Genomic DNA, 19,866 nt, shown 5'->3' with positions numbered 1-19,866 from the left:
TCACCCCCGTGCAGAGAAACGATAGCCGGTTCCACGCACCGTCTGAATCAGGTGATGGTGATCAATTAACGCCTTGCGCAAGCGGCGAATGTGTACATCCACGGTGCGCTCTTCTACGTACACATTGCCTCCCCAGACCTGATCCAGCAGCTGGCTACGGGTGTAGGCACGCTCCTGATGAGTCATGAAGAACTGTAGCAGACGATACTCGGTAGGACCCATATCCACGGCTTTTCCATAGGCGCTGACGCGATGGCTGACCGGGTCAAGCAGCAAGCCTTCAATTTCGATCGGGTCTTCCACGCCACGCGGTGTGGTACGCCGCAAAACGGCCTTTAGCCGGGCGACCAGTTCACGCGGTGAGAAAGGCTTGGTGATGTAATCGTCAGCACCGGCTTCCAAGCCCTGGATCTTGTTATCTTCCTCGCCTTTGGCCGTCAGCATGATGATCGGCATTTCAGCGGTGGTTTCCTCACGCTTGAGCCGTCGTGCCAGCTCGATCCCGCTGGTGCCCGGCATCATCCAGTCAAGCAAGAGCAGATCAGGCTGATGGTCGACGACCATGGCGTGAGCATCCTGGGCGTTGTCCGCTTCAAGCACACGATAGTCAGCCATTTCCAGCGCCACCGCGATCATTTCACGGATGGGCGCTTCATCATCGACAATCAAAACGGTCTTGGCGGTCATTCCAAAGCCTCAAGGTGTTAAACAAGACATTTCCATGACGATCACACCATGACTTGATGACATTTAGATGACAAAGGGGCTATTCCCGCGGGTTTAAGCCGCCATTGGCCATAAACTTAGCGCGATACCGGCAAATACCAGCAGCCCCGACCAGTGGTTATTGAGAAAGGCCTGAAAGCAGCGTTCACGCTCGCGCCCACGAATCAATACCTGTTGGTGTGCAAAGGTCGCCGCCATGGCAGCCAGCCCCAGCCAGAAAAACCCACCCAGCCCCAGCCGCCAGCCAACCGTTGCCAGAAGGCCCAGTGTTGCCAGCTGCAGAAGGCCAATAATCAAGCGGTCAGCCTGACCAAATAGCACCGCTGTGGATTTGATACCGATTTTAAGATCATCGTCACGATCTACCATGGCGTATTCGGTGTCGTAGGCCACCGTCCACAGCAGGTTGGCGCAAAACAGCAGCCAGCCTTCCAGGGGAACATAGCCCAGCACAGCGCCGCAGGCCATGGGGATCGCCCAGGAAAACGCCGCTCCCAGCACCACCTGCGGAAAATGGGTATAACGCTTCATGAAGGGGTAGATAAACGCCAGCACTACACCGCCAATCGATAGCAGAATTGTAAACAGATTGGTAAACAGCACCAGCACAAAGGCTACTGCCAGCAGCCCTGCAAACAGCAGTTGAGCTTCGCGCTCGCTGATGCGCCCATTCGCCAGCGGGCGATTTCGGGTTCGTTTGACATGGCCGTCGAAGTGTCGGTCAGCGTAGTCATTCACCACACAGCCCGCTGCGCGCATGGCATAGACACCGCCAATAAAAATCAGCAGTAACCCGCGTTCAGGCACGCCCTCAGCCGCCAGCCACAGAGCCCATAGGGTTGGCCACATCAACAGCCAGGTGCCAATCGGACGCAAGCCGGGTAAGCTGCAGAAAATCCGGTAGGCGGGCAAGCCCACTAGGGCGCAGAAGCGAACGATCCATGCTGACTCCATTAATAAAGTGTGCGTGCGGAACCCAGGTACTCAAACGCCAGGGCAGCCAACACTGATAGCTTAGCGTGAAGGGCCTTCCAGTGCATCAGCCATGGAGGTCAGAAAATACTCTTGTACCAGCAGGGACATACCGGCGTGGTAAAAACATGACCGCCGCCCCCACAGGCCGCTGGCCACCACAAAGCGCGGCGCATGACGGCTAACTTCGATCGGCCCGCGTCGCAGATCCGCCTGCTGAAACAGCCAGCTGCCCAGCGAGCGCTCTCCCAGCCTTTCCAGGCGCTGGCCATGAAGTTGGGTAAGCGGGGCCACCGAGCGCGCCACCACCCAAGGCGTGTTATCCAGGCACAGGGCCACTTCGCGCAGCCAGGCATAGCGCCTGAGAGGCAGCCCCAGCGCTGTGGCTTCATCCACACTGGGATAACCCACCCCCTGGCGCAGTACCCGAACACGAAAGCGCCGCCCCTGGCCTGCACTCACCAGGCGCGCCGTCAAGGAATCCGTCGACGCCACCCAATGCCACCAGAAGGCCGACATGGCCGGACGCGCAGCCGCTGCAGGCACCCAGCGAACGGGCAGTGGCAGCGCGGGTGATGGCAATGTCATGGCATGTCTTGGAAGCGTTGCGTTCAAAATCTGGCTCTTTAAGATCAATGGTTAGCGGTGTCGGTTATACAACACGATCAATCGCCTTGATAGACCCCGCCATAAAGGCGCTAGTGTACCATGATGAGACGTTCTGCCATGGGGCGCGATGACGCTCTGACAACGCCACTTTAACAGGGAACAGCATGTCTACTGACGCCGATTTAGTGATTGTGGGTACGGGCATGGCAGGTATTGGCCTGGCCCGAGCATTACGCCGTGCAGGGGATACCCGCTCGATTACCCTGATCAGCAGTGACAGCGGTGATGATTACAGCAAACCACTGCTGTCAACCGGCTTTGCCAAAAGCCTGCCGCCTGCCCGGCTTGCCCAGCGTAATGCCGAGGCACTGGCCGAAGAACTCAACGCCAGAGTACTGGCAACCACCCAGGTCACGGCTATTGACCCCGAGGCTCACCAGTTAACAATCCAGCCAGGCCATGACACCACAAGCGGCCAGCCAGCGCCGCGGAGTTACACGTATCGTACTCTGGTGCTGGCCACGGGTGCCGCGCCGCGTGTGCCGTTTCAGCTGCCGGACGCCTGTGCGTCACGCTGCTTCACCATTAATGATCTTGACGATTACCGCCGCTTCCACGCGGCCCTTGGCGACGCCCCTGCCCGGGTAGCGATTATCGGCGCCGGGCTTGTCGGCTGCGAGTTTGCCAACGACCTTTACGCCGGTGGGCATCAGGTTACTCTGATTGCGCCAGAGCGCGCGCCCTTGCCACGCCTGCTGCCGGAACGCCTGGGTGACGCACTGGCCGAGGCCTTCAGCACAGCAGGAATCAGTTTGGCGCTTGAGCATACCCTGCGCGACATTACCTGCCGCGACGCCGGTACGCTTCACCTTACGCTGGCGCCCGCCACCTCTAGCAGCAATAACGACAATACCCACGTCGAGACTGATATTGTGTTGATGGCCACCGGCCTTGCGCCACGTAGCGCCTTGGCCGAGGCCGCTGGGCTGGACGTTTCAGCACGGGGCATTACGGTTGACCGCACCCTGCAAACCAGCCACCCAGATATCTATGCCCTGGGCGATGTGGCCTGCATTGACGGGGTCAACGCCATGTATGTACAACCGCTTCAGGCCAGCGCTCAAGCGCTTGCCACCACGCTGGGCGGCACGCCCACGCCGGTTCATTTCGGCGCCTGGCCGGTACTGGTCAAAACCCCGCTACTGCCAGTGGTTGCCTACCCGCCCCAGACGACGCCCGTGCACTGGAAAATCGACGCCGACGGTCACAACATGACCGCACTGGCGGAAGATAACAGCGGCAATCTGGTGGGTTTTGCGTTGACAGGCCACTGCGTACGTCAGAAGGTGGCCCTTTCCAGAGCGGCTCCCGCACTGCTAGGCTAACCCTGATCAGGTATAGGATTTTAGCGAAACACTATATGACACTTGACCGCTGTTTTTTACGGTCAAATTCAACTACCGTTTGAACTGTCTATTTTGACCACTTTAATGGAGATTGATAATGCGCAAACCTGAACTCGCGGCCGCGATTGCCCAAAATGCTGATATGTCTAAGGAAAAGGCTGGCCAGGTGCTGAATGTGGTACTTGATGAGATTACCAACAGCGTTGCCAAGGGTGAGGACGTTGCCCTGATCGGCTTTGGTACCTTTACGGTACGCGAGCGCGCTGCACGCACTGGTAAAAACCCCCAAACAGGCGCCCCACTGCAGATTCCGGCCAGCAAGAATGTTGCCTTCAAGCCGGGCAAGGCCCTTAAGGATGCTGTTTCCTGATGAAACTCAAGCTGGTGCTATGGCTATTAAGCCTACTGCTTAAACGTGCCTTGCGTCGCAAGCCGCGTTTTCGCGAAAAGCTTGAGCGCATGCGCCGGTTAGACTGGGGAGTGGCCACCGAGGATCTCAGTATCTGCCGTTACTACCGGATGTCGCCGGAAGGCATCACCTCCGCCAAAGGCCTGCCAGTTGATCTTGATCTGGAGCTGCGCTTTGCAGACGCTGACACCGCGCTTAAGATTTTAAAGAAGCCAACCCAGCAGGCCTTCCTCGATGGCATGATGGCAGACAAGGTCAGGGTAGTCGGTGATTCCGCCGATATGACCAAGTTACAGTCCTTGCTTAAGCACCTTTAACCTCGCGCATTGGCAGTCACAGGCGATGACCGGTAATCGTGAGTGCCCGACTACGCTGCTTATCGACCGCGCCGCTTACCGATGGCGGCGTGGCGATTAGCCAGCCTTCTCCCCTATACTGTACTCTCTGGTTGATGGCAATCAGCTCTTATCACGACACGCCATCACTCTGACCCTGGAGTTCAGCTGACCGCCTCATGCCTATTACCCTGTCGCTACGTCGCCTTTGGACACTGGATAAATTTGCCTACAGCCTGCGGGTATTTGTGGCCTTCAGCGGTGCCCTGGCGCTGATCTCGGTATGGGGCGATATCGGTTTTGTTATCCCGCTGTTTCTGGGCATTATTGCCAGCGCCCTGGCCGAAACCGATGACAGCTGGCAAGGGCGGCTACAGGCACTGATCGTTACGCTTGCCTGCTTTGCGCTGGTTTCCTGGATCATCCGCTGGATCTTCCCCTGGCCGTGGCTGATGGCATTATGGTTGGCGGGTGCCACCTTTGGCCTGATCATGCTCGGCGCCATTGGCCAGCGCTACGCCACCATCGCTTCCGCCACCCTAATTCTCTCGATCTACTCCATGATCAATATCGAACAGCATGGCGGCGTGGATGATGATGTTACCCTGCGCCAGTTATTACTGTGGCTGGGTGCTGCCTGGTATGGGCTGATTTCAGTGATCTGGTGCGCGCTGTTTTCCCGTCAGCCGGTCAAGCTCAGCATGGCGCGCCTGTACAAAGCCTTGGGCAAATACCTGATGCTCAAGGCAGAACTGTTTGAGCCGGTGCGCGGCGTGGATATCGAAGCGCGCCGGATGGCGCTGGCGCGCCAGAATGGCGTGGTCGTGGAAGCCTTGAATCAGGCCAAGGAAATGCTGCTACGACGCATGGAAGGCCAGCGCGGCAGCCGCAAGCTGAACCGTTATCTGCAGGTTTACTTCATCGCCCAGGATATTCACGAACGGGCCAGCTCCACCCATTACCCCTACAGCGCCCTAACCGAGACCTTTTTCACCATGATGTGCTGTTTCGCTGCCAGCGGCTGCTGGATCAGCAAGGGCTTGCCTGCCGTCGCCTGGCCAAGTCGCTGTTACTCAACCGCACCTTTGACCACCGCCAGAGCGAAGAGGCGCTAGCCGATCTGCGCGCTTCAATTGCCAACCTGCGCGACCAGGACAAGCCCGAATGGCGCCCCTTGATGCAGCCGCTGAATGCTCTGGCGGATAACCTGACCACACTGGAAAAACAGATTGCTAGCGCCCACAACCCGGCCGCCAGCCAGCCGCGTCAGGACACCGCCCTGTTCGACCGCTCGCCGAGCAACCTGAAGGAAGCCTGGCAGCGTGTCCGCCTTAATCTGACTTTGGGTTCACCTACTTTTCGACATGCCATACGGCTATCGATTGCCCTGATCGCGGGCTATTTACTGCTGCAGTGGCTGAACCCGGAACAGGGCTTCTGGATACTGCTGACCATACTGTTTGTCTGCCGACCTAATTTCGCGACCACCAAGCGCTTCTTGTTCAAACGCATTATTGGCACTGTGCTCGGGCTGATTGTCGGCTGGGCGCTGATCAGCCTGTTTCCCCAACCGGCTATCCAAAGCATGGTGGCGGTTGCCGCCGGGGTGGCGTTTTTTGCCACCCGCGAAAAACACTATCTGGTAGCCACGGCGTCCATCACTCTCTTGGTGCTGTGCGGGTTCAACCAGGTAGGCGACGGTTTTGATCTGATCTGGCCGCGGCTGTTCGATACTCTGATTGGCGCTTTTATTGCCGCATTAGCGATCTTCTTTATCTTCCCCGACTGGCAGGGGCGCAAACTCTACCGCACCGCTGCCCGGGTGATGACCAGCCATCGCCACTATCTGGATGAAATCATTCAGCAATATGCCACCGGCAAGCAGGATGATCTCAACTACCGGCTGGCGCGGCGCAATGCCCACAACAGCGACGCGGCTTTTTCCAGCCAGGTAAACAACATGCTCCACGAACCGGGCCACTACCGCCGCCAGGATGCGGACAGCGGGCTGCGCTTTCTGCTGCTGTCGAACATACTGCTCAGTCATCTCTCCGCTCTCGGCGCGCACCGCCACCGCATGGCGGACGATGAGGATGACGCCCAGTCAATTCCTGTAGCCAAACGCATCAGCGCCCTGATGGATTATATTGCCGGGCAGCTGGCATCTGGCGAACCATGCGGCGCCATTGATAACGATGTGGACCGCCTGCTTGAACATCTCGAAGACCATCCAGCCGCGAATGGCGAGGAAGCCGGTATTTATCGCCCAGTGCAAAGCCAGCTGCGCCTGATTGCCACCCAGCTGCCGCCTATTGTGAATGCGGCCAACCGGCTGACGGGCAGCGCCTCCCCCAGCCATCGCCACTGAAAACCTTCATACCTGGCCGTAGCGCCCGGCGGCTTCGCCCAGCCAGCGGCGCACCAACACAGCACTCACATGCGGTTCGCCCTGCAGCTCTCGGGCCAGGGCACTCACTCTGTCAAGCAGGTCGCCGTCGCGCTCCAGGTCAGCGATTTTCATCTGGGCCAGGCCAGTCTGGCGGGTGCCCAACACTTCACCTGGCCCGCGAATCTGCAAATCCTTTTCAGCAATCTGAAAGCCGTCATTGGTGTCGCGCATTACGCCCAGCCGTTCGCGGGCGCTTTTGGATAGCGGTGAATGATAAAGCAGGACGCAGAAACTCTCGGTACTGCCTCGCCCCACTCGGCCGCGCAGCTGGTGCAGCTGGGAAAGCCCCAGCCGTTCAGGGTTTTCAATGATCATCAGGCTGGCGTTGGGGACATCCACCCCCACTTCAATGACGGTGGTGGCCACCAGCAGATCCAGCTCGCCCGCCTTGAAGGCCGCCATCACCTCGGCTTTTTCAGCGGCCTTCATGCGCCCATGCACCAGGCCAATCGCCAACTCCGGCAAGGCTTCCGTCAGCTCGTCACGGGTGACTTCAGCCGCCTGGCATTGCAGCGCCTCAGACTCCTCAATCAGGGTACATACCCAGTAGGCCTGACGGCCATCGCCGCAGGCGGTGCGAATGCGGGTAACCACTTCCGGGCGACGTTCGTCCGAAACGACCACCGTCTTGACCGGCGTGCGCCCTGGCGGCAGCTCGTCAATGATTGAAACATCCAGATCCGCATAGGCGCTCATCGCCAGGGTGCGTGGAATCGGCGTGGCAGTCATGATCAGCTGATGAGGCGTCAGGCCACCGTCGGCGCCTTTTTCACGTAGCGCCAGGCGCTGATGAACCCCAAAGCGGTGCTGTTCGTCAATAATCGCCAGCCCCAGGCGCTGAAAGATCACGTCCTCCTGAAACAGGGCGTGGGTTCCCACTACCATCCGCGTGCGTCCATCAGCAATGGCGGCCTTAGTATCCAGCCGCGCCTTGCCCTTGAGCTTGCCAGCCAACCAGGCGACGTCAATTCCCAGCGGTTCAAACCAGCTTTTGAAAGCCTGGTAATGCTGCTCTGCAAGCAGTTCAGTGGGTGCCATCATCGCCGCCTGACAGCCACCGGAAAGTGCTGACAGAGCCGCCATGGCGGCCACCACCGTCTTGCCGGAACCCACATCGCCCTGTACCAGGCGCAACATGGGGCCGACCGTGCCAGGTCCAGGCCAATTTCTTCAATCACCCGCCCTTGGGCGCCGGTCAAGGCAAAGGGCAGCTGGGCCAGAAAGCGCATCTGCAGATTGCGCCCTGTAGGCAGCGCGGGGGCGCCGTCTGACTGGATGCGCAGACGCACCTCACGCAGGCTCAACTGGTGGGCCAGCAGTTCCTCAAGCGCCAGCCGCCGGGTGGCAGGATGTTGACCTTGAGCCAGCTGCTCCAGATCCATCTCCGGCGGTGGCTGGTGCAAAGATGCAAGCTGGCATGCAGGCCAGGCAGGTTGAGGCGCGCCAATAACGCTGCGGGAATCACATCCGGCAGGGCTTCAGGGTGAGCATCCAGCTGGGCGAGCGCCTGTTGGGTCAGCGCCCGCAGGCGGGCCTGATTGAGCCCTTCGGTCGTCGGGTAGATAGGGGTAAAGTACTCTTCTACCGGAGCGGCTCCGGCACCGATCAAACGGTATTCAGGATGATAGATCTCCAACCCCGTTGCACCCGCCCGGGCTTCTCCAAAGGCACGTACTCGCACGCCAGGGCGCAATTGCTGCTGTTGGGCTGGCGCAAAATGAAAGAACCGCAGGCTCAAAATGCCACTGCCATCACTCAGCCGGATAAGCAGGCTGCGCCGCCGCCCTTTCACCACATCGCTGGCCGTTACCTCGCCTTCGATCACCGCTTCCTGACCGGCATGCAGGCTGCCCATCGGCGCCAGCCGGGTGCGATCCTGATAGCGTAGCGGAAGATGAAACAGCAGGTCGCTGATCTTCTCTATGCCCAACCGCCCAAGCTTCAGCGCCAGGGCTTCACCGACGCCTTTGAGTGCCGTGACGGGCGCCTCCAGGCCACTCATGACGGCAGGCCAGTCTCGCAAAGGGGTTTACGGCATTGAGCAATGGCCTGAATCAAGGCATCAATCGCCTTGGGCCGTGGAAAGCTGGCCCGCCAGGCAATCGCGACCGTTCGGGTGGGGACCGGCGGCGCAAAAGGGCGACTGACCAAAAGCGTATTCTCGTAGCTCTCCGTACCGAGTGCCGACTGGGGCAAGACGGTAATGCCTAGCCGTGACGCCACCATATGACGAATGGTTTCCAGTGAGCCCCCTTCGGCGATCAGGGTGTTGTTGGGGCTGTTGAGCTTATGAGTAATCGCTGGACAAGCTTCAAGAATCTGGTCGCGAAAACAGTGGCCCTCGCCAAGGAGTAGCAGCCGCTCTTTGAGCAGGTCTTCCTTGTAAATCGTGGCCCGCTCCACCCAGGGGTGATTAGAAGGGATCAGGACTTCAAAATGCTCTTCGTAGATAGGCCGAGTGACGACATCGGTTTCATTGAACGGCAAGGCAACAATAATCACATCCAGCTCACCGCTACGCAGTTTGGCGCGCAGGGCGCCGGTCAGACCTTCTTCGATGTACAGCGGCATTTGCGGCGCGGCATCAGCCAAAGCGGGCACCAGATGGGGGAAAAGATAAGGCCCGATCGTATAGATGGCACCAATACGCAAGGGGTTGGCAAGCTGGTCTTTACCGGCGCTGGCCATCGAAAAGATCTGGCTGCTTTGCTCCAGCACCCGCTGCGCCTGAGCAATGATCTTTTCCCCCAGCGGGGTCACCTGAACATTCGACTTGGAACGCTCAAAGAGCGCCACATCGAGCTCTTCTTCCAGTTTTTTGACCGCCACCGACAGCGTCGGCTGAGAGACGTGGCAACGCTCTGCGGCACGTCCGAAATGGCGTTCCTGAGCAAGGGTTACGATATAACGCAGTTCTGTTAAAGTCATAAAGCGCAGTGGCATCCTCTCATGGCAGTCACTGGTGTCGTCGTCACCCGCGCGACAACATCCATTACTGGCCGACCGGCCAACGCCCGCCAACCTTTGTAGCATTCTAATGGAGGGAAGCGGACGCTAATAGGGATACTTTATCGCAGGAGTGAAACCAGATGGGATTCAGCGTATTGATCATTGGCTGTGGCGACATCGGCACAGCCCTTGGGCGCGAGCTGATTGATGAAGGCCATAGTGTCATCGGCGTTCGCCGCCATGCTGAGGCGCTGGAAGGCAGTGGCATCAAGCCTTTGGCGCTTGACCTTGAGCACCTTGATGAAGGCGATAACAAGGCATTGCCCCAGGCTGATTACGTTATCTATACCGTCAGTGCAGACCGCTTCGAGGAAAGCGCTTATCAAAGTGCCTACCCTCAGGGCCTGAAGCGTGTACTGAGCGTCCTTGAACGACAGGAAACACCGCCCAAGCGGGTCTTTTTTGTATCATCAACCAGCGTTTATGGTCAGCAGGAAGGCGAAACCGTCAACGAGCAGAGTCCGACCGACGCGTCGGGCTTTTCGGGTGTATTGATGTGTCAGGCCGAACAGGCATTGATCAACCATCAGATACCCGGCAGCGTGGTACGCTTTTCCGGCATTTACGGACCGGGGCGCGACCGCCTTATTCGCCAGGTGGCTGAAGGGCGCGTCGCGGCGGTTACGCCGGTGATGTATTCCAACCGTATTCATCGTGATGATTGCGCAGGGATTCTCAAGCACCTGATGTACTGCGACCAGCAGGGCCAGGCCCTGGAAGACATCTATCTGGGCAGCGATTGTGAACCTGCCGCCCTGCATGACGTGATGACCTGGATTGCGCAACAGCTCAAGGTAGAAGCGACAGAAACCATGCAATCGCCGCTGCGTCGTCGAGCCAGCAAGCGCTGCGATAATTCCCGTGTGCTTAACAGTGGCTATACCTTTCGCTATCCGAGCTTCCGGGAAGGCTATCAGCAGGTATTGAAGGAAGGCGGCTTTCTCAACACCTCCCCATCAACACCCTGAGTGGCCTGATCAGTCGCCGACGATCATCACTGCTTCGGCTTCTACCTGGGCATCCTTGGGCAGCGCCTTGACACCCACCGCTGCCCGCGCTGGGTAAGGTGCGGTGAAGAACTCTTCCATCACCTTGTTGACGATAGCAAAGTTACCCAGATCGACTAGGTAGAGGTTCAGCTTGACGATATCCTGCAGTGAGCCTGCTGCTTCTTCACAGACGGCCTGCAGGTTGCTGAATACCTGACGGGCCTGGGCTTCAAAGTCGTCTGAGACAATTTCCATGGTTGCCGGGTCCAGCGGAATCTGGCCCGACATATAGACAGTATTACCTGCCTTGATCGCCTGTGAATAAGGGCCAATCGCGGCAGGTGCCTTTTCAGTATTGATAACAGCTTTATTGCTCATATTGAGCACTCCTTGAGAGATCTGGAAAATAGAAGAAGACTTACTTACCCAAGCGGGTAATTTTACCTACGTCGGGGAGATTGCGCAGACGCTTGATAATCCGGGCCAAATGGACTCGCCCTTTGACGGCCAGCGTCAGGTTGACGGTGGAAAGGCGTTCATCGCGCTCTTCAATACCGATACGTTCGATATTGGCGCCAGCATCGGTGACCAACCCGGCAAGTTCTGCAACCAGGCCACGACGGCTTTCAATTTCCAGACGCAGTGCGACCGGGAAGTCATCATCGATACTCGCCGACCATTCCAGGGTATATAGCTTTTCCGGGTCGTGCTTATCGATAATATTTCTGCATTCGGCACGATGCACCACCAAACCCTTGCCCACGGACAGATAGCCGACAATGGCATCCCCAGGCAAGGGGTGACAGCAGCGGGCAAAGCTTGTCACCATGCCCTCACTTCCGCTGATCACCACAGGTTCACCGTTATTGACCTGATGAGCGTAAGCGCCTTCGCCTTGCGCCATGTCCACACAACGCCGCGCAACGGCATGGGCTACCCGTTCACCCAAACCGATGGATTCAAGCAACGTATCCAGATCATCTACGCCAAGCTCTTTCAGTACGCGCTTGATGACGCCTTCCTCTAACTCTTCCAGGCTGAGTTCAAACGCCGCCAGCGATTTGTTCAGCAAACGCCGCCCCAGCTGAAGGGCTTCCGCCTGCTGTTGGTGCTTGAGGGCATGGCGAATGGCAGAGCGTGCTTTGGCGGTGCTGACAAAATTAAGCCAAGCAACGTTAGGGCGCGCCGCCGGCGCCGTAATGATTTCAAGCGTCTGACCGCTTTCCAGCCGGGTTGAAAGAGGCGCCAGCTTGCGGTCAATCCGGCAGGCAATACATTTGTTGCCGATATCAGTGTGCACAAAGTAGGCAAAATCAATCACGGTAGCGCCTTGGGGCAGCTCCATGATGTCGCCTTTTGGGGTGAAAACGTAAATATCGTCGGGGAAAAGATCGTTTTTGACGTGTTCGATAAATTCCAGCGAATCACCTGCATGGCGCTGCATTTCCAGCAGACCCTTGACCCAGGCCCGAGCACGGGCGCGGCTGCCTTCAGCAATGGGATGTGCTGTTTGCCCCGCCTTATAGAGCCAGTGGGCCGCGATGCCGTTATTCGCCATGGCTTCCATTTCACGAGTACGGATCTGCACTTCAATCGGCATGCCCCGAGAGCCAAACAGTGTGGTGTGCAGGCTTTGGTAACCGTTAGCCTTGGGAATCGCAATGTAATCTTTAAAGCGCCCTGGCACAGGTTTGAAAAGATTATGCACAACCCCCAGAATGCGATAGCAGTTGGCCACATCATCCGTCACGATGCGAAAGCCAAACACATCCATGATTTCCGCAAAAGGTTTTCGCTGGTCGCGCATCTTGCGGTAAATCGACAGCAGATGCTTCTGCCGCCCCATAACGGTACTGTTCAATCCTTCATTATCCAGGCTTTGTTGCAGGGCTGCCTGGATCTCACGCATGGCGCTGCGCCGATGGCCACGCGCACTGGAGACCGCCCGCTTGATACGTTCAGCACGCATCGGATAAATCGCCTGGAAGGACAGGTCTTCCAACTCAACGCGGATGGTATTGATCCCTAGACGACCAGCAATGCGGGCGTAGATTTCCAGGGTTTCGCGGGCGATACGACGCTTTTTATCCGGGCGCAGCGCACCCAGCGTGCGCATGTTATGCAGACGGTCTGCCAGTTTGACGATAATCACGCGAATATCCCGCGACATCGCCAGTACCATTTTCTGGAAGTTTTCCGCCTGGGCAACCGCCTTGTCTTCGAAGGTGATCTGGGTCAGCTTGGAAACCCCATCAACCAGTTCGGCGACCGGTGTGCCGAACTGCGCTTCCAGGGCGGGCTTGTCGACACCGGTATCTTCAATCACATCATGCAGCATGGCGGCCATCAAGCTTTGATGATCCATGTGCATGTTAGCCAGGATATTGGCGACTGCCAGCGGATGCGTCACATAAGCTTCACCCGAGCGGCGACGCTGACCGTCATGAGCCTGTTCTGCATAGTAAAAGGCGCGCTTAACCTGCTGAATCTCATCTGCGGGCAAGTAACCCCCAAGACGGTCGGCCAGGTCATCAATCGTAAACATGCATCGCGCCTCACATAGCTATCAGTCGTCAGTGGAAACAGTCGTATCAGCTGCCGGACGTCGTGGCGCCGCTTCGATAGGCTCATCCAGTACGCTATGATTAACCAGACCGGCGGCAATTTCGCGCAGCGCCATCACGGTGGGCTTGTCGTTTTCCCAGGGCAGCTGGGCTTCGCGCGAGCCGCGCGCCAACTGGCGGGCTCGCTGGGTGGAAATCATCACCAACTTGAAACGGTTTTCAACATGATCCAGGCAATCTTCAACGGTAACTCGTGCCATAAATAAAGCGCCTTCCTGTAATAACGGCGGCAAGCCAGCCAGCGCAATCACCTGAAGGTATCAGCGCAGGCCAACTCGATAGACTAAAAAGATATCCACAGCCTGATAGATTACTCGACGCTGGCCTGCTGTGACAAGAGTGCAGCCAATAATGGTGCATGCCGATCACGCATTGAGGCCAAGGTCAGACGCTGACTGATTACCAGCGACCTGAGCTCTTCCAGCGCCGTGGTGAAATCATCATTGACGACCAGGTAATCATACTCATCGTAATGAGACATTTCACTGACGGCATCGCGCATTCGCCGAGCGATAACGGCATGCTCATCGGTGCCGCGGCTGGCCAGACGATTCTCGAGCTCATGCAGCGATGGTGGCATGATAAAAATCGAGACAGCATTCTTGACCTGCTCACGCACCTGACGCGCACCCTGCCAGTCAATTTCCAGGATCACGTCCTGGCCTGCATCCAGGAGTACCTGAACCGCCTGACGGGAGGTGCCATAATAGTGGTCAAACACCTGGGCATATTCAAAAAAATCGCCCTGTTGAATCATGGCTTCAAAACCGGCCACATCGGTAAAGTGATAGTTAACGCCGTTGACTTCACCTTCGCGCCGCGCACGGGTGGTATGCGAGACTGACACCTGAAGGCCATCAAGGCTTTCAATCAACTCACGCACCAGGCTAGTTTTACCGGCACCCGATGGGGCAGAAACAACAAAAAGCGTACCTTGGGACATGAAGCGCTTCCCTATTGGCTAAGGAACTTAAAGGTAACCAGTGCCATCAGCCCTGGCGACACCTCCAAATCAAGTAGGTTGTATTGCACTATAAAGCAGCATTATCGCACAACCATGCGCCCGACTGTAGCACAGGGCAAGGAGAGACTGCGTGACACCCACCATAATCCACCAAGGCATGCAGGCGCTCGCCAAAGCAGACCCAGACATTGCCAAAGCAGCTTCCCAGGTAGGCCCACCGCCAGCGCGTGAACGGGAAAAAGGCTTTGAGGCGTTTTTCGCCACCATTGTCAGTCAACAGATATCCACGGCGGCAGCCAGCGCTATCCTCCAGCGCCTTCGTGATCAGTTACCTGAACTGAACGCTGAGACCGTCACGGCCATTGATGCCCAGCGCTTGCGCGATGCAGGACTTTCCTGGCGCAAGGTGGATTATGCCAAAGCGCTGGCGGCGGCAACGCTGGACGGCGATTTTGACGCCCAGACCCTGGAAAGTATGGATGACGCCACCGCGATTCAGGCCATCACGGCACTGCGCGGATTTGGCCGCTGGAGCGCTGAAATTTACCTGATGTTTTCCCTCAAGCGCGCTGATATCTTTCCTGCCGATGACCTGGCCCTGCGCGTCGCTCTGGGGCGACTCAAGGGGCTGGAGAAACGCCCAACGCCCGGCCAGGCACGGGCACTGGTGGAACATTGGACCCCGTGGCGCAGCGTTGGCGCGCTGTTTTTATGGCATTATTATCGCGGCGCGCCAGCATAGCATTAGCGCACACCTGTAAGCCGCCCGATCACCGTGAGTTCACTATTTTTAGGCTGCACCACCACCATATCCCCAGAAGCGACACCGCCGCCCACCAGGGCGGTTATATTCACCTGATGAGTGATCAACAATAGGTTGCCGGGGCCCTGCCAGTTCATTAATAACGGCTGAAAACTCCCGCCTCTCCACCTGGCACTCCGCCTAGATAAGGGGAACAAAGGGCACATTGATACAACCGGACAACGCGAGAGAGGCGGCCAGAATGAGTAAGAATCGCATAATGTTGCTTATCCTGTTAGTCATGTAATGAAAACGTCAGCTTTAAGCCGGATTCGGTTCAGTTATCATAAACTGCGTTCGCGTACACGGCCATACTCATCATCAAAGCGCACTATGTCGTCTTCCCCCAGATAAGAGCCTGTTTGCACCTCAATGAGATGAAGAGGAATCACGCCGGGATTTTCAAGACGGTGGGGAGTACCTAAAGGAATATAGGTCGATTCATCTTCAGAGAGCAGAAAGCTTTTCAGATTATTGGAATCCTGATGCATATCGCCCTGAGTGACTTTTGCCGTCCCTTTCACCACCACCCAGTGTTCGGCACGATGATGATGCATCTGGAGTGACAGCTTAGCCCCCGGATTTACAATAATTTCCTTGACCTGAAAACTGTTGGTGAATTCGAGGGTTCTATAAGAGCCCCATGGGCGAAAAACAGTCTGGTGGAGCTGGGCTTCTTTACGCCCTTCCTCTTTCAGCCGATGAACAATATGCTTTGTCGCCTGGACATCGTTACGATCGGCAACCAGCACAGCATCCGCCGTTTCGACAATTACCAGATGATCAACACCTACGGCCGCAACCAACCTGGATTCACTACGTATCAAACTGTTCCGGACATTGTCTGTGATCACATCGCCATGAACAGCATTGCCATCTTCGCCTTCAGCTGTCAGATCATATAGCGCATCCCAGGCGCCAATATCGCTCCAACCTGGATCCATGGGCACGACCACAGCCTCTTTTGTATGCTCCATTACTGCATAGTCGATTGATTCACTACGACAACGTGCAAACATTTCAGATTTGATACGCAAAAAATCAAGATCTTGCTGACGCGACGCAAAAGCGTGTTCGCAAGCTTCCAGGATATCAGGCGCATACTGGCGCAGGGCATCGATGTATGCATTGGCCCCGAAAAGGAAGATACCGCTGTTCCATAAATAGTTTCCGTTTTCTACATAGGTTCTGGCTTGTTCGGGATCTGGCTTTTCTACAAAAGTCGAAACAGTAAACCCCTCTCCATCGGCTTGACCACGCTTTATATAACCATAGCCGGTATGCGCTGAACTCGGCGTAATGCCAAAGGTGACCAGTTTACCTTGCTGCGCCAGTCCAAGACCCTGCTTGATGGCGGTTGCAAAACGTTGTTCATCCTTGATGACATGATCAGCAGGCATCGACAGCAGCTCAGCATCTGGATCAATCTGCACGGCCAACAAAGCAGCTAGCGCTAATGCAGGCGCCGTGTTGCGAGCACATGGCTCGAGGAGTATTTGCGCCGATACCCCTGATTGGTGCATCTGCTCAGCCACCATGAATCGATGCTGTTCATTGCAGACAATCAGCGGTGTGCCTGTTTCTTCCAGATTGGAGAGTCGCTGCGCCGTTTCCTGTAGCAGGCTGACACCAGGCCGATGAAGGCTCAGAAACTGTTTAGGGTGCTGCTCTCTGGAGACAGGCCATAAACGTGAACCAGAACCGCCTGACAGGATAACCGGATAGATCATGCTGACTCCTCAACGCCTTCTGCTGGTTTTTTAAACATTAGCTTCGTTAGCATATTTCTTGTTCATGCGAGTATACGAAAAATCTTGCTCTATATTTCACACCCAAGGATTAGGATATTGATATCATTGATTTTCTGAAGAAATTATGGACTTAGGAACCTACCTGCACAGTACCTACTCAATATTCTGAATCTGCTCGCGCATCTGCTCGATCAAAACCTTGAGTTCCACGGCGCAGCGGGTGGTTTCCGCAACCACGGATTTGGATGATAGCGTGTTAGCCTCGCGGTTGAGTTCCTGCATCAGGAAATCCAGGCGGCGGCCCTTGGGGCCTTTCTGGCCGAGCTGACGGCTAACTTCATCGACATGGGCGCTCAAGCGGTCCAGCTCTTCATCCACATCGGCTTTCTGAGCAACCAGTACCAGTTCTGCTTCCAGACGCTGGGGGTCTAGTTCCGTCCTGGCAGTATGCAGACGCTCTAACAGCTGGGCACGCTGGCGTTCCAGAATATGCGGTAGCAGGCTACGCACCTTGGCTACCTGCTCATTCACTGCTTCCAAACGAGTGGTGATCATCTCAGCCAGCTTGGCGCCTTCGCGGGCGCGAGTATCAACCAACTCATCCAGCGCCTGTTCGAAAAGCTGTGTGGCAACCGCATGAATGGTTTCAGGATCCAGGTGTTGAGTGGCCATGACGCCTGGCTGATTGAGCAGTTCAAGCGTGGTCGGAGGCACGGCATCAGGCACTTGCTTTTGAACAGCCGCCAGGGCGTCCGCTATTTCTGTCAGGCGCTGCATATTAACGGCGGGGGCCTGGCTCGCTTCAGCCGCTTCAAAACGCAAGCTGCATTCCACCTTGCCCCGAGTCAGCCGTTGGCGCAATGATTCGCGAAATACTGGCTCCAGAGCGCGCAGGGTATCTGGCAGGCGAAAGTGAGGTTCCAGATAACGCTGGTTAACGGAGCGGATTTCCACTTGCAGGCTGCCAAAGGTGGCGACCTGCTCAACACGGGCGAAGGCCGTCATGCTATGAACCTGGGCAATAACCATAAGGGTTCCTTTGTTGATAATGTTTTCGTCTAGTCTACCTGATATCCCGCGCCTTACGCTGACAGACGTGTAGAATACGGCCAACTGAGTTTGGCTATTTTTTTATTGATGACGATGAGAGGTGTTATGCGTCCTGATGTTGTTCGCCCCAGTGGCCGTGCCGCCGACCAACTGCGTGAAATCCGCCTGACCCGTGACTACACGCGCCATGCGGAAGGTTCGGTGCTGGTTGAATTTGGCGATACCAAGGTGCTGTGTAATGCCAGCGTGGAAGCTGGCGTGCCGCGCTGGCTGCGCGGTAAGAACCAGGGCTGGATCACCGCTGAATACGGCATGCTGCCGCGGGCTACTCATTCACGCAGTGGCCGCGAAGCCACCCGTGGCAAGCAGGGCGGCCGCACCCTGGAAATTCAGCGCCTGATTGGCCGCAGCCTGCGGGCTGCTGTGAACCTGAAGAAGCTGGGCGAGTTCACCATTACCGTGGATTGCGATGTGATCCAGGCCGATGGCGGCACCCGTACCGCCTCCATTACCGGTGGCTGTGTCGCCCTGGTAGATGCCATTCGCCACCTGCAACGCGAAAAAAGATCAAAGGTGATCCTTTCAAGCAGATGGTCAGTGCCATTTCTGTGGGTATCTACAAAGGCGTCCCGGTACTCGATCTGGATTATCCGGAAGACAGCAAGGCCGACACCGACCTGAACGTGGTCATGACTGAAAACGGCGAGATGATTGAAGTACAGGGCACCGCAGAAGCTGGCGCTTTCAATCGCGCTGAGCTGAACGCCATGCTCGACCTGGCAGAAAAAGCAGGCGATGAGCTGCGTATGCATCAGCGTGAAGCACTGGGAGTTTGTGAATAGGCGTGAGGCGTGAGGCGTGAGGCGTGAGGCGTGAGGCGTGAACAGAGTAAGATAGATAAAACAAAAGGCCAGCATTCGCTGGCCTTTTGAATATTACACGCATACATGGCGATGCAGGGAAGTGAGTGCTTACAGCGCCAGGTCGTATTCGACAATCAGCGGTGCGAACTCTGAGAACCTTGCCTCATAGTCAATCCAGGCATCCACCACATGGCGGCGGAAATTGGGCCCGACCAACTGGTAGTCAATCCGCCAGCCTTCCTGGCGCCCACGCGGCACCTCCTGGTCAAGCTTCGGCCACCAGGTATATTCACCCGCGTCGCGATTGATCTCGCGGAAGGTGTCGATAAACCCAGTGGGACCAAGCACATGATCCATCCAGGCGCGCTCTTCCGGGCGGAAACCGGATGTCAGCTGGTTATCCGACCAGTTGGCCAGGTCAATCGTCTTGTGGGCGATATGCCAGGTGCCACAGATGATATATTCCCGGCGCTTACGGGCCATTTTACTCAGGTATTCCTGATATTGCTCCATGAACGCCTGTTTGGCTTTCTGGTCGTTACCATCCGGCATCAGAAAGGTGGCAATACTGAAGCGGTCGTAATCCGCCTGCAGAAAACGCCCTTCATGGTCACACTGCGGAAACCCGAGGCCATACATGATCGCCTTGGGAATTTTGCGGCAATACAGTGCCACACCAGCAAAACCATCCTCCTCCGCATCCAGGAAGTAGCCTTCATAACCTTCCGGATAGAGAATATGGTCGCTTAATTCGAAACTTTTCGCCTTGATGTTCTGCACGCAGACCACGTCGGCATCCTGCTGAGCCAGCCAGTCCAGGAAGCCACGATCGACGGCATCACGAATACCATTGACATTGATGCTGGCAATTTTCATAGATCGTCCCTTTAGCGTCGCTGCTGTATGAT

General features: G+C 56.7%; 16 protein-coding genes and 4 pseudogenes. 7 read left to right on the top strand and 13 right to left on the bottom strand.

The window, feature by feature from the left end; genetic code table 11:
* The 3 genes and pseudogenes from phoB to HLB35_RS13690 all read right to left on the bottom strand — a co-directional run bounded on the left by phoB (position 1) and on the right by HLB35_RS13690 (position 2,286).
* Positions 1-687, bottom strand: coding sequence for a phosphate regulon transcriptional regulator PhoB (gene phoB / locus HLB35_RS13700; RefSeq protein ID WP_171703011.1), 687 nt, complete (start codon positions 685-687; stop codon positions 1-3).
* A gap of 93 nt (positions 688-780) precedes the next feature.
* Positions 781-1,669: pseudogene (gene ubiA, locus HLB35_RS13695) on the bottom strand (4-hydroxybenzoate octaprenyltransferase).
* A gap of 71 nt (positions 1,670-1,740) precedes the next feature.
* A complete protein-coding gene (locus tag HLB35_RS13690; RefSeq protein ID WP_171703084.1) occupies positions 1,741-2,286 on the bottom strand; it encodes a chorismate--pyruvate lyase family protein in 546 nt (181 codons plus the stop codon).
* A 185-nt stretch (positions 2,287-2,471) separates the two neighbouring features.
* Between HLB35_RS13690 and HLB35_RS13685 the strand changes: the two genes are divergently transcribed.
* From HLB35_RS13685 to yccS, 4 genes and pseudogenes are all read left to right on the top strand, one after another.
* Positions 2,472-3,692: an FAD-dependent oxidoreductase gene (locus tag HLB35_RS13685; RefSeq protein ID WP_171703009.1), complete on the top strand. Its 1,221-nt coding sequence runs from the start codon at positions 2,472-2,474 to the stop codon at positions 3,690-3,692.
* Between the two features lie 118 nt (positions 3,693-3,810).
* Complete coding sequence (locus tag HLB35_RS13680) at positions 3,811-4,083, top strand: HU family DNA-binding protein (RefSeq protein WP_100820458.1); 273 nt, start codon at positions 3,811-3,813, stop codon at positions 4,081-4,083.
* Positions 4,083-4,439, top strand: coding sequence for a hypothetical protein (locus tag HLB35_RS13675; RefSeq protein ID WP_171703008.1), 357 nt, complete (start codon positions 4,083-4,085; stop codon positions 4,437-4,439). The genes HLB35_RS13680 and HLB35_RS13675 overlap by 1 nt, the downstream gene beginning before the upstream one ends.
* A gap of 197 nt (positions 4,440-4,636) precedes the next feature.
* A pseudogene (yccS, locus tag HLB35_RS13670) lies at positions 4,637-6,825 on the top strand (YccS family putative transporter).
* Between the two features lie 6 nt (positions 6,826-6,831).
* Here the strand turns inward: yccS and recG are convergent.
* A pseudogene (recG, locus tag HLB35_RS13665) lies at positions 6,832-8,908 on the bottom strand (ATP-dependent DNA helicase RecG).
* On the bottom strand, positions 8,905-9,834 hold the full coding sequence (locus tag HLB35_RS13660) for a hydrogen peroxide-inducible genes activator (RefSeq protein WP_171703007.1): 930 nt from the start codon (positions 9,832-9,834) through the stop codon (positions 8,905-8,907). Before HLB35_RS13660 ends, recG begins: the two are co-directional and overlap by 4 nt.
* Before the next feature lie 161 nt (positions 9,835-9,995).
* Here HLB35_RS13660 and HLB35_RS13655 point away from each other — a divergent pair, with 161 nt between their 5' ends.
* Complete coding sequence (locus tag HLB35_RS13655; protein WP_171703006.1) at positions 9,996-10,883, top strand: SDR family oxidoreductase; 888 nt, start codon at positions 9,996-9,998, stop codon at positions 10,881-10,883.
* Between the two features lie 9 nt (positions 10,884-10,892).
* Here HLB35_RS13655 and HLB35_RS13650 read toward each other — a convergent pair whose 3' ends face one another.
* From HLB35_RS13650 to gmk, 4 genes are all read right to left on the bottom strand, one after another.
* A complete protein-coding gene (locus HLB35_RS13650) occupies positions 10,893-11,282 on the bottom strand; it encodes a RidA family protein (protein ID WP_171703005.1) in 390 nt (129 codons plus the stop codon).
* A gap of 40 nt (positions 11,283-11,322) precedes the next feature.
* Positions 11,323-13,449, bottom strand: coding sequence for a RelA/SpoT family protein (locus tag HLB35_RS13645; protein ID WP_171703004.1), 2,127 nt, complete (start codon positions 13,447-13,449; stop codon positions 11,323-11,325).
* A 21-nt stretch (positions 13,450-13,470) separates the two neighbouring features.
* Entirely contained in the window at positions 13,471-13,728 is a 258-nt protein-coding gene (gene rpoZ / locus HLB35_RS13640; protein WP_171703003.1) for a DNA-directed RNA polymerase subunit omega, read from the bottom strand.
* A 110-nt stretch (positions 13,729-13,838) separates the two neighbouring features.
* Positions 13,839-14,471: a guanylate kinase gene (gene gmk / locus HLB35_RS13635; protein ID WP_171703002.1), complete on the bottom strand. Its 633-nt coding sequence runs from the start codon at positions 14,469-14,471 to the stop codon at positions 13,839-13,841.
* A gap of 178 nt (positions 14,472-14,649) precedes the next feature.
* Here gmk and HLB35_RS13630 point away from each other — a divergent pair, with 178 nt between their 5' ends.
* Entirely contained in the window at positions 14,650-15,234 is a 585-nt protein-coding gene (locus tag HLB35_RS13630) for a DNA-3-methyladenine glycosylase family protein (protein WP_171703083.1), read from the top strand.
* 2 nt (positions 15,235-15,236) lie between these two features.
* On the opposite strand, the gene HLB35_RS13625 is transcribed toward HLB35_RS13630, so the two are convergent.
* From HLB35_RS13625 to HLB35_RS13615, 3 genes are all read right to left on the bottom strand, one after another.
* Entirely contained in the window at positions 15,237-15,392 is a 156-nt protein-coding gene (locus tag HLB35_RS13625; RefSeq protein WP_235937224.1) for a hypothetical protein, read from the bottom strand.
* A 186-nt stretch (positions 15,393-15,578) separates the two neighbouring features.
* Entirely contained in the window at positions 15,579-17,024 is a 1,446-nt protein-coding gene (locus tag HLB35_RS13620) for a mannose-1-phosphate guanylyltransferase/mannose-6-phosphate isomerase (protein ID WP_171703001.1), read from the bottom strand.
* Between the two features lie 174 nt (positions 17,025-17,198).
* A complete protein-coding gene (locus tag HLB35_RS13615; protein WP_171703000.1) occupies positions 17,199-18,074 on the bottom strand; it encodes a YicC/YloC family endoribonuclease in 876 nt (291 codons plus the stop codon).
* A 126-nt stretch (positions 18,075-18,200) separates the two neighbouring features.
* Here HLB35_RS13615 and rph point away from each other — a divergent pair.
* Positions 18,201-18,937 (top strand): annotated as a pseudogene (rph, locus tag HLB35_RS13610) (ribonuclease PH).
* Between the two features lie 129 nt (positions 18,938-19,066).
* Here the strand turns inward: rph and HLB35_RS13605 are convergent.
* The gene (locus HLB35_RS13605; RefSeq protein WP_171702999.1) at positions 19,067-19,834 is read right to left on the bottom strand and encodes an exodeoxyribonuclease III; all 768 of its coding nucleotides are present in this window, start codon (positions 19,832-19,834) and stop codon (positions 19,067-19,069) included.
* Positions 19,835-19,866 lie beyond the last annotated feature (32 nt).

This window comes from Vreelandella azerica (genome assembly GCF_013112225.1).
GTDB lineage: Bacteria > Pseudomonadota > Gammaproteobacteria > Pseudomonadales > Halomonadaceae > Vreelandella > Vreelandella azerica.
This window is presented reverse-complemented; position numbering and strand designations above follow the sequence as displayed.

Bases quoted from the DNA above. Each gene is read 5' to 3' on its own strand.
- HLB35_RS13620 (WP_171703001.1), bottom strand. From the start codon at position 17,024: ATGATCTATCCGGTTATCCTGTCAGGCGGTTCTGGTTCACGTTTATGG.
- HLB35_RS13680 (WP_100820458.1), top strand. From the start codon at position 3,811: ATGCGCAAACCTGAACTCGCGGCCGCGATTGCCCAAAATGCTGATATG.
- HLB35_RS13605 (WP_171702999.1), bottom strand. From the start codon at position 19,834: ATGAAAATTGCCAGCATCAATGTCAATGGTATTCGTGATGCCGTCGAT.
- HLB35_RS13660 (WP_171703007.1), bottom strand. From the start codon at position 9,834: ATGACTTTAACAGAACTGCGTTATATCGTAACCCTTGCTCAGGAACGC.
- HLB35_RS13630 (WP_171703083.1), top strand. From the start codon at position 14,650: ATGCAGGCGCTCGCCAAAGCAGACCCAGACATTGCCAAAGCAGCTTCC.
- HLB35_RS13675 (WP_171703008.1), top strand. From the start codon at position 4,083: ATGAAACTCAAGCTGGTGCTATGGCTATTAAGCCTACTGCTTAAACGT.
- phoB (WP_171703011.1), bottom strand. From the start codon at position 687: ATGACCGCCAAGACCGTTTTGATTGTCGATGATGAAGCGCCCATCCGT.
- HLB35_RS13690 (WP_171703084.1), bottom strand. From the start codon at position 2,286: ATGACATTGCCATCACCCGCGCTGCCACTGCCCGTTCGCTGGGTGCCT.
- HLB35_RS13650 (WP_171703005.1), bottom strand. From the start codon at position 11,282: ATGAGCAATAAAGCTGTTATCAATACTGAAAAGGCACCTGCCGCGATT.
- HLB35_RS13655 (WP_171703006.1), top strand. From the start codon at position 9,996: ATGGGATTCAGCGTATTGATCATTGGCTGTGGCGACATCGGCACAGCC.
- HLB35_RS13625 (WP_235937224.1), bottom strand. From the start codon at position 15,392: ATGAACTGGCAGGGCCCCGGCAACCTATTGTTGATCACTCATCAGGTG.
- HLB35_RS13615 (WP_171703000.1), bottom strand. From the start codon at position 18,074: ATGGTTATTGCCCAGGTTCATAGCATGACGGCCTTCGCCCGTGTTGAG.
- gmk (WP_171703002.1), bottom strand. From the start codon at position 14,471: ATGTCCCAAGGTACGCTTTTTGTTGTTTCTGCCCCATCGGGTGCCGGT.
- rpoZ (WP_171703003.1), bottom strand. From the start codon at position 13,728: ATGGCACGAGTTACCGTTGAAGATTGCCTGGATCATGTTGAAAACCGT.
- HLB35_RS13685 (WP_171703009.1), top strand. From the start codon at position 2,472: ATGTCTACTGACGCCGATTTAGTGATTGTGGGTACGGGCATGGCAGGT.
- HLB35_RS13645 (WP_171703004.1), bottom strand. From the start codon at position 13,449: ATGTTTACGATTGATGACCTGGCCGACCGTCTTGGGGGTTACTTGCCC.